Source organism: Planococcus salinarum, from assembly GCF_007004625.1.
Lineage (GTDB): Bacteria > Bacillota > Bacilli > Bacillales_A > Planococcaceae > Planococcus > Planococcus salinarum.
Window position 1 is genome coordinate 23,859 of sequence record NZ_VIFV01000031.1, and the last position, 10,959, is coordinate 34,817.

Consider the following 10,959-nt stretch of genomic DNA (forward strand, 5'->3'; position numbering starts at 1 on the left):
TTTATATGTCACTCATGCAATCCTGGTGAATGAATAGAAAACAATTATTCAATCAGCAATTACTGTTTGAAGATGAGGGCTGACTTGTATACAGAAGGGAGACTGGGTCGATGGCGAAAGACGATGTAATTGAAATCGAAGGAACAGTCGTTGAGACTTTGCCTAACGCGATGTTTAAAGTAGAATTGGAAAATGGCCATACGATTCTTGCGCATGTATCCGGCAAGATCCGCATGCATTTTATCCGCATTCTGCCAGGAGATAAAGTGACAGTAGAACTTTCTCCTTACGATTTAACACGCGGTCGTATCACATACCGTTTTAAATAATCTTTTGCACTCCGGACTACTAAGGAGGTTGGGTTAGATGAAAGTGAGACCATCTGTGAAACCGATCTGCGAAAAATGTAAAGTTATTCGCAGAAACGGAAAAGTCATGGTAATCTGTGAAAATCCGAAACACAAACAAAGACAAGGCTAATATTGAAGGAGGTGCATCGAACACATGGCACGTATTGCTGGTGTTGACATTCCGCGCGACAAACGCGTAATTATTTCATTAACTTACATTTTCGGTGTTGGCAAAACAACTGCCCAGAAAGTTCTTTCTTCTGCTGGTATCTCTGAAGATACACGAGTTCGTGATCTTACAGAAGATGAGTTGAACAATATCCGTGAACAATTGGATCAATACAAAATCGAAGGTGACCTTCGCCGTGAAGTATCAATGAACATCAAACGCTTGATGGAAATTGCTAGCTTCCGGGGTATCCGCCACCGTCGTGGACTACCTGTACGCGGTCAAAATACGAAGAACAATGCGCGTACGCGTAAAGGTCCTCGTAAAACAGTTGCGAACAAGAAAAAATAATCAGTAAAGGAGGTTGCTTCTTAACATGGCACGTAAACAACAAACTCGTAAGCGTCGTGTGAAAAAGAATATCGAATCCGGTATTGCTCACATCCGCTCAACATTCAACAACACAATCGTTACGATTACAGATATGCAAGGTAACGCAGTATCTTGGTCAAGCGCAGGTGCTCTAGGATTTAGAGGTTCACGTAAATCCACACCTTTCGCTGCTCAAATGGCTGCAGAAGCTGCTGCCAAAACTTCGATTGAACACGGCCTTAAAACTTTGGAAGTTACAGTTAAAGGTCCTGGTTCAGGTCGCGAAGCCGCTATCCGCGCACTTCAAGCTGCCGGACTAGAAGTTACAGCTATCAAAGATGTAACTCCAGTTCCACACAACGGTTGCCGTCCGCCAAAACGCCGTCGCGTATAATCGTTAATTTGAATAGGATTTTTGAACATCACGACTTACTGAATGTGTTCTGAATCGTTGCGAAAGTCTGTGACTATCGAATTCTTGGTTTAACGAAAATACCGACGTTGTGAAGGAGGGTAAAATGAATGCTCGAAATAGAAAAACCAAAGATTGAAACGGTTGAGATCGATAGCAATGCCAAATTCGGCAAATTTGTTATTGAACCTCTTGAGCGTGGATATGGTACCACTTTAGGAAACTCCTTACGTCGAATCTTACTTTCATCTTTACCAGGCGCTGCTGTTACTTCAATTCAAATTGATGGTGTATTGCATGAATTCTCCACTGTTGAAGGTGTAGAGGAAGATGTAGCATCAGTCATCTTGAATATTAAGAAACTGGCTCTGAAAATTTACTCTGACGAAGAAAAAGTCATTGAAATTGATGTAAAAGGTGATGGAACGGTTACGGCTGCAGATATTACACACGACAGTGATGTAGAAATTCTGAATCCGGATCTATATATTGCAACAATCGCTAAAGGCGGCCATTTACGTATGCGTATGTACGCTAACAGAGGCCGTGGATACGCTCGTGCTGATCAGAACAAACGTGAAGATCTTCCAATTGGCGTTATCCCGATTGATTCTATTTATACTCCAGTTTCTCGCGTCAATTACCAGGTTGAAAATACCCGTGTGGGCCAACTGGCACATTTCGATAAACTTTCACTTGATGTCTGGACAGATGGAAGCATCGGTCCAAAAGAGGCAATTGCGCTTGGAGCAAAAATCTTTACTGAGCATTTGAACATCTTCGTAGGATTGACGGATGAGGCACAAACTGCTGAAATCATGGTTGAAAAAGAAGAAGACCAAAAAGAGAAAGTCTTGGAGATGACCATCGAAGAGCTGGATCTTTCAGTCCGTTCTTACAACTGCTTGAAGCGTGCGGGTATCAATACGGTACACGAACTGGCGAGCAAGTCGGAAGACGACATGATGAAAGTACGTAACCTTGGACGTAAATCACTTGAAGAAGTCAAAGTGAAGCTGGAAGATTTGGGATTGGGCCTTCGCAAAGAAGACTGATTTCACAATCGGATCCGAACTATTTAACAAAGGAGGGAAACTTCAATGAGAAAGCTTCAACGTACAAGTTCTCAACGTAAGGCGCTTTTGCGTGACCTTACAACAGACTTAATCGTACACGAACGCATTCAAACGACTGAAGCTCGTGCGAAAGAAGTGCGTTCGACTGTTGAAAAAATGATCACACTTGGTAAACGTGGGGATATTCATGCTCGCCGTAAAGCTGCAGCATACATCCGTCGTGAACTAGTGACTACTGCTGATGAAGAAGGCAACGAAAACACGATCTTTGCTTTGCAAAAATTGTTTGATAATGTTGCACCACGTTATGCAGATCGTCAAGGCGGCTACACGCGCATCATGAAAATGGGGCCTCGTCGCGGAGATGGCGCACCAATCGTAATTATCGAGTTAGTTTAATTTTCATCTTCTGAGTCCGTTTTGCTTCGGTGAAATTGATTCATCTGAAGAGGGTTCACGCCCTCTTCTTTTAGCATAATGATTTATACGACATTTATGAAAAGCTGAGTGTTATGATGAGCGAGCCCTTACAGGCGGCGTCTTGTCTAGCTCTACGCACCTCATTCAACCCCGGCTTAAGCACCCGGGGCGCCATAGAGACAGAAAAGCGCATTTCTCTGAATGAGGTGCGCGCTTTTTTTTATTTATTTTACATATGCTTGTTCTACCGAGTAGAGTAGAGATGAGTTGAGCTGTAGGAGGTTTGGTTAAGTGAATTCGGGAATTTTGTCATTTGAAAACGTGACATTCACATATAATGCAGAAGACGAAAAAGTGCGGCCAGCTGTGGCAAATGTATCTTTTTCTATTCAGCAGGGAGAATGGATTGCCTTGGTCGGCCATAATGGTTCCGGGAAATCCACGATAGCGAAACTAATGAATGGCCTGCTTTTTCCGGGAGAGGGAAATGTGAAGGTCATGGGCCAAGCGATGACTGAAGAGACTTTATGGGAAATCAGATCGCAAATGGGAATGGTTTTTCAAAACCCCGACAATCAATTTGTCGGTGCAACGGTGCAGGATGATGTAGCGTTCGCTTTGGAAAACAACGGTGTTCCGCATGAGATCATGGTGGAACGGGTTCACGAGGCGCTCAGCCAGGTGAAGATGGAAGATTATAAAGACCATGAACCCCATCATTTATCCGGTGGACAGAAACAACGCGTGGCGATAGCGGGTGCACTGGCTATGCGGCCGAAACTGTTGATCCTCGACGAAGCGACATCCATGCTCGATCCTCAGGGACGCACGGAAGTCATTGAAACAATACGCCGCTTACGGGAGTCGACCGGTTTGACGGTAATCTCCATTACGCATGATTTGGAAGAAGCGGCCCTTGCTGAGCGTATCATTGTGATGAACCAGGGGCGGAAGCATGTGGAAGGCTCGCCCACGGATGTTTTTAAACGCGGCAATGAATTGACGGAAATGGGCCTGGATCTGCCATTTGCAATGCGCATGACCCATTTATTGCAGGAAGCGGGAGTAAATCTTCAAGAAGAACATATGACAGATGATGAGTTGGTGGATGAACTGTGGAAATTTTACTCGAAGGCGTAGGCTATAGTTATGCTGAGAATACGCCATTTGAAAAAAGGGCTTTAACGGATGTTAACCTTCATATTCCTTCCGGTTCCTATACAGCGATCATCGGTCATACCGGTTCCGGCAAGTCGACAGTGCTGCAACATTTGAATGCCCTTTTAAAACCCACTGAGGGCGTTGTCATGATCGGGGAACGTAAGATTGAAGCGGGTGTAAAAGCGAAGGACCTTCGCAGCATCCGGCGTCAGGTGGGGATTGTCTTCCAGTTTCCCGAGCAGCAGCTTTTTGATGAAACGGTGTTGAAAGACATTATGTTCGGTCCGCTGAATTTTGGCGTTCCTGAAGAAGAGGCCGAACGGCGGGCGAGAGAGCTGGTGGTACAGCTGGGACTGCCTGATGAGGTGTTGGAAAAGTCGCCTTTCGATTTGTCTGGCGGTCAAATGCGCCGTGTTGCAATTGCGGGTGTATTGGCGATGGAGCCGAAAGTTCTGGTGCTGGATGAACCGACGGCCGGTCTGGATCCGAGGGGACGCAGGGAAATCATGGACCTGTTCCATGAGCTGCACGTAACCAAAAACCTGACCACAGTGTTGGTTACCCACAGCATGGAAGATGCGGCCAGATACGCCGACCGGGTGGCTATCATGCACAAGGGGCGTTGCATGGTTACGGGCGAACCGAAGGAAATCTTTTCAAACGAAGAGCAATTGGGCGATTACCGTCTCCAGGCCCCACGCAGCATCAGGCTGCAGCGTGACTTCGAAGAACGAACGGGTTTAAAGCTGGAAAGTATCTCGTTGACTGAAGAGACGCTGGCGAAGAATATTGCATTGGCCCTGGCAGAAGAAGGACGTGGTTCTTTATGATGGAAAAAATGATTTTTGGCCGATTCATTCCTGGCGATTCATTGGTCCACCGGATGGACCCGCGGGCAAAAATTCTTTTTGTCTTTCTGTTCATCGCAATTGTTTTTGTAGCGAATAATGCGATAGGTTATGCTATATTGCTTGGCTTTACATTGTTGGTCGTATTCCTGTCGAAAATCCGGCTGTATTTTTTGATAAACGGATTAAAACCGGTCTTTATTCTCCTGGTATTTACATTTTTCCTGCATCTCTTCTTTACGAGGGAAGGGGATCTGTTACTCAGTATTTGGGTGATAGACATATACGAGGAAGGGTTGCGGCAGGGGATTTTCATCTCCACCAGATTTCTCGTGCTGGTATTCATAACCAGTATCCTGACGCTGACGACTTCACCTATTTCCATAACGGACGGCATTGAGATTCTGCTGGGACCTTTTAAAAAAATTAAATTGCCTGTGCATGAGCTGGCGTTGATGATGTCGATTTCACTGCGCTTTATCCCGACACTGATGGATGAAACCGGCAAAATCCTGAAAGCGCAGATGGCCCGTGGTTCCGACATTGGGTCGGGTCCGATGAAAGAACGGGTCAAAGCAGTTGTTCCGCTCTTAATCCCGCTGTTTGTCAGCGCCTTTAAGCGTGCTGAAGATCTGGCGACTGCCATGGAAGTCAGGGGCTACCGCGGTGGAGAAGGGCGAACGCGCTACCGCCAATTGAATTGGCGGATAGCGGACACCCTCAGTTTGGTGCTGCTCGCAGGTCTGACGGCGATATTGTGGTATTTCCGGACATAAGGAGAGAATATATGAAACGAATGAAAGCGGTCATCGCTTATGATGGCTCGGGATTTGCGGGCTATCAAATACAGCCGGAATCGCGGACGGTTCAAATTGAATTGATGAAGGTGCTGAAGAACATCCATAAGGGACGGGATGTCCCGGTGGTGGCAAGCGGGCGGACAGATGCGAAAGTCCATGCTACGGGGCAGGTCATCCATTTTGATACCGATTTCAGCATTCCGGTCGAAGGATGGCTTAAGGCATTGAATGTGCTGTTGCCGGAAGATATTCGTGTCCTGGCTATTGAAGAGGCGCCAGCCGGGTTCCACGCACGTTACCATACGACCGGGAAAACCTATCGCTATAAATGGGACCGAAGCAAAATCATCAGTCCCTTCACAAGGCATTATATGGTTCACCTGAAGCAACGCCCCGATGTCGCTGCGATGCGGAAAGCGGGAAAAGCGATTTTAGGCACCCATGATTTTTCCAGTTTCTGTGCTGCGAATACAGGGGTGGTCGACAAAGTGCGGACGATCCGGCGGCTGGATTTTGAAGAACACGGGGAAGAATTGCATATGGTCATCGAAGGATCAGGTTTTCTTTACAATATGGTACGCATCATTGCCGGCACCTTATTTGAAGTGGGCATCGGCAAACGGGCACCGGAAGAGTTAGCGGAGATTATCCGTTCAGCGGATCGGGGAGCGGCCGGAAAGACCGCTGCAGCGCATGGCTTATACCTCGAAAACGTCGAGTATGAAAACTGAAGCAACCAATCCTGGTGTTTTTAGAAAAACGCTTGACTTTTTGGCGCTGGCGTTATAACATGATGTATGGTATTTTCATTACCCCCACGATATGCCCCGGAAGGTTATTTGTGCTAGGGATAACGAAAAAACGGAACAGCGGAACACTGTATTTTTAATTTCAAACGAGACGATTTATTAGGAGGACAATATACATGCGTACAACATTCATGGCTAAAGGTCACGAAGTAGAGCGTAAATGGTTGGTTGTCGATGCAGAAGGGCAAACTCTTGGACGTTTAGCTTCTGAAGTCGCTTCAATCTTACGCGGGAAATACAAACCAACATTCACACCAAACGTTGACACTGGTGATCACGTAATCATCATCAACGCTGACAAGATCCACCTTACAGGGAAAAAGCTTACAGACAAGATCTACTATCGCCACACACAATTCACTGGCGGGTTGAAGCAGCGTACTGCACTTGAAATGCGCACGAAATACCCAACAAAAATGCTTGAATTGGCTGTCAAAGGGATGCTTCCTAAAAACTCTCTTGGACGCCAAACTTTCAAGAAACTTCACGTATATGCAGGACCGGAACATAATCACCAGGCACAACAACCGGAAGTTTACCAACTTCGCGGCTAATAATCAGTAAATTAGAGGAGGATACACCTTTGGCACAAGTTCAATATTTAGGTACAGGTCGCCGTAAAAATTCAACAGCCCGCGTCCGGTTAATTCCAGGAGACGGCACAATTACAATCAACAACCGTGACGTATCGGATTACGTTCCATACGAAACTCTTGAGCAAATCATCAAACAACCACTAGTAGCTACTGAAACTCTTGGAAGCTATGATGTTCTTGTAAACGTAAGAGGCGGAGGCTTCACAGGTCAAGCTGGAGCAGTACGCCACGGAATTGCACGCGCTCTACTAACTGTAGACCCTGCTTTCCGTCCAGCACTTAAATCTGCTGGATTGCTTACTCGTGACCCACGCATGAAAGAACGTAAGAAACCAGGTTTGCGTTCAGCTCGTCGTGCACCACAGTTCTCGAAACGTTAATATTCTTAAAACCCCTTTCTCTTTGGAGAAAGGGGTTTTATTTATTTTTCATAAAGGGGCTTTTTCGCTTTTCTGTGTCCAGACTCCAACAGCCAACTCCTCGAGTCGTAAGCCATTCTGGCTGTGCGGCTGAAACCATGCCGCTTCGCCAGACTGTCTTACGCTTGTCGGAGCTGAACGGCTGTTTCCGCTTTTCTGTGTCCAGACTCCAACAGCCAACTCCTCGAGTCGTAAGCCATTCTGGCTGTGCGGCTGAAACCATGCCGCTTCGCCAGACTGTCTTACGCTTGTCGGAGCTGAACGGCTGTTTCCGCTTTTCTGTGTCCAGACTCCAACAGCCAACTCCTCGAGTCGTAAGCCATTCTGGCTGCGCGGCTGAAACCATGCCACTTCGCCAGACTGTCTTACGCTTGTCGGAGCTGAACGGCTGTTTCCGCTTTTCTGTGTCCAGATCAGCTGCTGTAGGATAAAGGCTGCTCCTGAATCGCTGCGCTGCTTCGTCGCAAAGAGATGGGCCCATAAATCTTGGGCCACCTCTTCGCTGTCGCTTTTCTACCAAAAAGACAGAATTGATTTAAAATAATTACCGCTATGTTATACTTTACGTTGAGCAAAAGTGATAAGGAGTGTATATATATGTTGACTGAAGTACAAGTTCGCGAATTACTCGGAGAAGTGCAAGATCCGTTTTTACATAGATCGCTGGCAGAGACAGATGGCATCACCTCTGTAAAAATTAAAGAAGAAAAAAATCACGTCAGCGTGAAATTGGCGATTGCCAAAGTGAATACACCGGAACAAATGCAATTACAGATGAAAGTGGTTGAAATCCTGAAAGGTGCAGGAGCGGACTCTGTCGGCATCCGTTTCGAGGAGTTGGCTCCGGAAGCGATGGCCAAGTTCCGCGGAACGGCGAATGAATCCGAAGCACAGGATCTGCTGTCTCCGATGAATAAAGTCGAATTCATTTCGATTGCAAGTGGTAAAGGCGGCGTCGGGAAATCGACTGTTTCTGTCAACCTGGCGATTGCACTGGCTCGCCTGGGCAAAAAAGTCGGATTGATCGATGCGGATATTTACGGATTCAGTGTTCCGGATATGATGGGGATTGAAAAAACGCCGGTCGTGCGCGGCGATACCATTATTCCGGTTGAACGTTTTGGCGTCAAAGTCATTTCGATGGGCTTCTTCGTCGAAGAGAACATGCCGGTTGTATGGCGTGGACCAATGCTGGGCAAAGTGCTTGATCAATTCTTCCGCGATGTGGAGTGGGGCGATCTGGATTATCTTCTATTGGACTTGCCACCGGGCACCGGGGATGTCGCGCTTGATATTCACCAGATGCTGCCGGCTTCCAAAGAGATCGTTGTAACGACTCCTCACCCGACCGCTGCTTTCGTAGCGGCAAGAGCGGGGGCGATGGCGTTGCAGACAGACCACGAAGTGCTGGGTGTTATTGAAAACATGTCGTGGTATGAAAGCAAAGAAACCGGCAAGAAGGAATATCTCTTCGGACAAGGCGGCGGACCAAAGCTTGCAGAAGAATTGCAAGTGCCGCTGCTCGGACAGATTCCTCTTGGCCAGCCTGATTGGAATGAAGCGGATTTTGCGCCTTCCGTCTATCTTGAAGATCATCCAACAGGTAAACTGTATGGAGAGATCGCAGAGAGCATTCTGAAACAGTTTGCAGCAAAGAGACAATAATTCGAACCCGGAAACCATTCGCTGGTTTCCGGGTTTTCAATTGTGCCGAAACGCCGAACAGTTTTTGTGACTTCAAGTTTTGTTCACATGTCGGCAGTTTCGTTTATGGATTTTTAACTTTGCGATTGGTACAATCTTTAAAGAACTTCAAATAACGGAGGCATTAATGTGACAATACGAAATTGGGTAAAATTCTTTATAAATGCATTACTGATAGGTGGAGCGGTTACCGGGATACTCGGGTTATTCATACGATGGAATGATGTTTTCGCAGCGCCATTCGAAAATGGGGCATGGGGTGAGTTCATTGCCGGTTTTGTCTGGCTGGTAGTGGTCGGGATGACCATGAGCCTGATTGCGCAAATGGGCTTTTTCGCTTATTTGACAATCCATCAATTCGGAATCAATATGTTCCGGACGCTGACTTTGTGGAACTGGGTGCAGCTGCTGATCATTGCCATAGTGATTTTTGATTTGATTGTGTTCCGCTTTATGCCGAATGCCGAAACAGCTGCACAGGGCTGGCTGTATGCAGGACTCCTGGCCGTACTTATCGGGACGGGACTGGTGACAGCTTATTTCAAAGCGAAGTGGACCACGAAGTCGACATTCATCTCCGCTTTGTTCTTTATGATTGCAGTCACTTCACTGGAATGGCTTCCAGCGTTGATGGTTCAGGCAGGGAATGCCGACAGCTGGGTAACCTTGCTGCTGTTTCCGTTCCTTGCTGTAAATGCATATCAGCTTTTGGTGCTGCCGAAATATAATGCCAAGTCTGATGAAGACCGGCAAAAACTTGAAGAGCGCCGCGCGGCCCGGAGAGAAAATGTTAAACCGGCTGTAAAAAAAACGTAGGATTTTGAAATGCCCGCTGAGGAAGCGGGCATTTTTTTTTATGTGTGCCAGGCATGGCAACTATCTAGGTGGTGAAAGTCCACTGTGGGGGTACACATCGACCAACCACTAAGGAAGCGCAAGGTGCTTATCGTGAGGTAAGGGCTGGAGGAAGCGTGGAATAAAATCTTGGCTCGACGAACAGAAATCTGATACGAAGGCTCTTCAAAGGGATAAGGCTCCATAACAAGTCGAAGTCCAAAAGATGTGCGTAACTTTGTTGGGTAAATCAGGCGAGTAAAAGAGGAAAGATCGTTGTCTTACCCTGGGAGGTCTTGCGGATGCACTGACGTGCAGTCGGAAAAGGTTAGCCGCAAGAAGTCAGCTGAAGCCATAGTAGCGAAGGAATTCGTGAAGGGCGGAACAATTTATAGTGTTTCAACGCCGCGAGTGCGTAAGGGATGAACTCCGAATGTGTTACGGGTGAAAGTATGAGCGTATCTCAAAGGACAACCCCAAATGGAGCTATCGCTTACTACGCGAATGGAAAGGAGAAACGAGTATGGACCTTTTAGAACAGATTCTAAGTAACCAGAATATGAATGAAGCCTACTTGCGTGTTTACCGAAATAAAGGGGCAAGCGGGGTCGACGGGATAACGGTCGACGAACTCAAGGAATACCTGAAAGAGCATAAGGATGAATTGCGCCAGCGCATCCGAACGAGAAAGTACCAGCCACAGGCTGCCTTACGAGTGGAGATCCCAAAAGAGAATGGCAAGATGCGCAAATTGGGCATACCAACAGTTGTGGACCGGGTCGTTCAACAGGCGATTCATCAAGTGCTCAGTCCGATATTCGAAAAACAGTTCAGTGATTTCAGTTACGGTTTCAGACCCAACAGAAGTTGCGAGATGGCGATTATCCAAAGCCTAGAATTTCTGAATGACGGATACGACTGGGTCGTGGACATTGACCTGGAAAGATTCTTCGATACGGTCAACCATGATAAGCTCATGCGAATCATCG

The 10,959-nt window shown here is 46.8% G+C and carries 16 protein-coding genes; 15 read left to right on the forward strand and 1 reads right to left on the reverse strand.

The features are described from left to right. The first annotated feature begins 110 nt into the window (after positions 1–110). From infA to rpsI, 12 genes are all read left to right on the forward strand, one after another. Positions 111–329: a translation initiation factor IF-1 gene (gene infA, locus DIJ65_RS14045; protein WP_006828950.1), complete on the forward strand. Its 219-nt coding sequence runs from the start codon at positions 111–113 to the stop codon at positions 327–329. Positions 330–366: 37 nt separating this feature from the next. After that, positions 367–480 carry a 50S ribosomal protein L36 gene (gene rpmJ / locus DIJ65_RS14050; protein ID WP_006828951.1) on the forward strand — a complete coding sequence of 38 codons (114 nt, stop codon included), beginning with the start codon at positions 367–369 and terminating at the stop codon, positions 478–480. A 24-nt stretch (positions 481–504) separates the two neighbouring features. Beyond that, a complete protein-coding gene (gene rpsM / locus DIJ65_RS14055; protein WP_117303267.1) occupies positions 505–870 on the forward strand; it encodes a 30S ribosomal protein S13 in 366 nt (121 codons plus the stop codon). Positions 871–895: 25 nt separating this feature from the next. After that, a complete protein-coding gene (gene rpsK, locus DIJ65_RS14060; RefSeq protein ID WP_008497448.1) occupies positions 896–1,285 on the forward strand; it encodes a 30S ribosomal protein S11 in 390 nt (129 codons plus the stop codon). Positions 1,286–1,413: 128 nt separating this feature from the next. Continuing rightward, a complete protein-coding gene (locus DIJ65_RS14065; protein WP_117303269.1) occupies positions 1,414–2,358 on the forward strand; it encodes a DNA-directed RNA polymerase subunit alpha in 945 nt (314 codons plus the stop codon). 45 nt (positions 2,359–2,403) lie between these two features. Continuing rightward, positions 2,404–2,778, forward strand: coding sequence for a 50S ribosomal protein L17 (gene rplQ / locus DIJ65_RS14070; protein WP_117303271.1), 375 nt, complete (start codon positions 2,404–2,406; stop codon positions 2,776–2,778). Positions 2,779–3,090: 312 nt separating this feature from the next. Beyond that, positions 3,091–3,939: an energy-coupling factor ABC transporter ATP-binding protein gene (locus DIJ65_RS14075; RefSeq protein ID WP_117303272.1), complete on the forward strand. Its 849-nt coding sequence runs from the start codon at positions 3,091–3,093 to the stop codon at positions 3,937–3,939. Next, positions 3,915–4,790 (forward strand): energy-coupling factor ABC transporter ATP-binding protein, encoded by an 876-nt coding sequence (locus DIJ65_RS14080; RefSeq protein ID WP_117303274.1) that lies wholly within the window; start codon positions 3,915–3,917, stop codon positions 4,788–4,790. Before DIJ65_RS14075 ends, DIJ65_RS14080 begins: the two co-directional genes overlap by 25 nt. Further along, positions 4,787–5,584, forward strand: coding sequence for an energy-coupling factor transporter transmembrane component T family protein (locus tag DIJ65_RS14085; RefSeq protein ID WP_117303276.1), 798 nt, complete (start codon positions 4,787–4,789; stop codon positions 5,582–5,584). Before DIJ65_RS14080 ends, DIJ65_RS14085 begins: the two co-directional genes overlap by 4 nt. A gap of 11 nt (positions 5,585–5,595) precedes the next feature. After that, positions 5,596–6,339, forward strand: a complete 744-nt coding sequence (gene truA / locus DIJ65_RS14090; RefSeq protein ID WP_117303277.1) for a tRNA pseudouridine(38-40) synthase TruA — start codon at positions 5,596–5,598, stop codon at positions 6,337–6,339. A gap of 194 nt (positions 6,340–6,533) precedes the next feature. Beyond that, positions 6,534–6,971: a 50S ribosomal protein L13 gene (gene rplM / locus DIJ65_RS14095; RefSeq protein ID WP_117303279.1), complete on the forward strand. Its 438-nt coding sequence runs from the start codon at positions 6,534–6,536 to the stop codon at positions 6,969–6,971. Between the two features lie 29 nt (positions 6,972–7,000). Beyond that, positions 7,001–7,393 (forward strand): 30S ribosomal protein S9, encoded by a 393-nt coding sequence (rpsI, locus tag DIJ65_RS14100; RefSeq protein ID WP_117303281.1) that lies wholly within the window; start codon positions 7,001–7,003, stop codon positions 7,391–7,393. 48 nt (positions 7,394–7,441) lie between these two features. Here the strand turns inward: rpsI and DIJ65_RS14105 are convergent, their stop codons facing one another. Further along, positions 7,442–7,927: a hypothetical protein gene (locus tag DIJ65_RS14105; protein WP_117303283.1), complete on the reverse strand. Its 486-nt coding sequence runs from the start codon at positions 7,925–7,927 to the stop codon at positions 7,442–7,444. Positions 7,928–8,029: 102 nt separating this feature from the next. On the opposite strand from DIJ65_RS14105, the gene DIJ65_RS14110 reads away from it, so the two are divergent. From DIJ65_RS14110 to DIJ65_RS14120, 3 genes are all read left to right on the forward strand, one after another. Further along, positions 8,030–9,097, forward strand: a complete 1,068-nt coding sequence (locus DIJ65_RS14110) for an Mrp/NBP35 family ATP-binding protein (RefSeq protein WP_117303285.1) — start codon at positions 8,030–8,032, stop codon at positions 9,095–9,097. A 168-nt stretch (positions 9,098–9,265) separates the two neighbouring features. Beyond that, positions 9,266–9,952 (forward strand): KinB-signaling pathway activation protein, encoded by a 687-nt coding sequence (locus DIJ65_RS14115; RefSeq protein ID WP_117303287.1) that lies wholly within the window; start codon positions 9,266–9,268, stop codon positions 9,950–9,952. Positions 9,953–10,493: 541 nt separating this feature from the next. Continuing rightward, positions 10,494–10,959 (forward strand): reverse transcriptase domain-containing protein (locus tag DIJ65_RS14120; RefSeq protein WP_260678708.1); only part of this gene is annotated, 466 nt, incomplete at its 3' end.

Excerpts from the sequence above, each read along its gene's own strand:
- infA (WP_006828950.1), top strand. The coding sequence starts at position 111 with ATGGCGAAAGACGATGTAATTGAAATCGAAGGAACAGTCGTTGAGACT.
- rpmJ (WP_006828951.1), top strand. The coding sequence starts at position 367 with ATGAAAGTGAGACCATCTGTGAAACCGATCTGCGAAAAATGTAAAGTT.
- rpsM (WP_117303267.1), top strand. The coding sequence starts at position 505 with ATGGCACGTATTGCTGGTGTTGACATTCCGCGCGACAAACGCGTAATT.
- rpsK (WP_008497448.1), top strand. The coding sequence starts at position 896 with ATGGCACGTAAACAACAAACTCGTAAGCGTCGTGTGAAAAAGAATATC.
- DIJ65_RS14065 (WP_117303269.1), top strand. The coding sequence starts at position 1,414 with ATGCTCGAAATAGAAAAACCAAAGATTGAAACGGTTGAGATCGATAGC.
- rplQ (WP_117303271.1), top strand. The coding sequence starts at position 2,404 with ATGAGAAAGCTTCAACGTACAAGTTCTCAACGTAAGGCGCTTTTGCGT.
- DIJ65_RS14085 (WP_117303276.1), top strand. The coding sequence starts at position 4,787 with ATGATGGAAAAAATGATTTTTGGCCGATTCATTCCTGGCGATTCATTG.
- truA (WP_117303277.1), top strand. The coding sequence starts at position 5,596 with ATGAAACGAATGAAAGCGGTCATCGCTTATGATGGCTCGGGATTTGCG.
- rplM (WP_117303279.1), top strand. The coding sequence starts at position 6,534 with ATGCGTACAACATTCATGGCTAAAGGTCACGAAGTAGAGCGTAAATGG.
- DIJ65_RS14110 (WP_117303285.1), top strand. The coding sequence starts at position 8,030 with ATGTTGACTGAAGTACAAGTTCGCGAATTACTCGGAGAAGTGCAAGAT.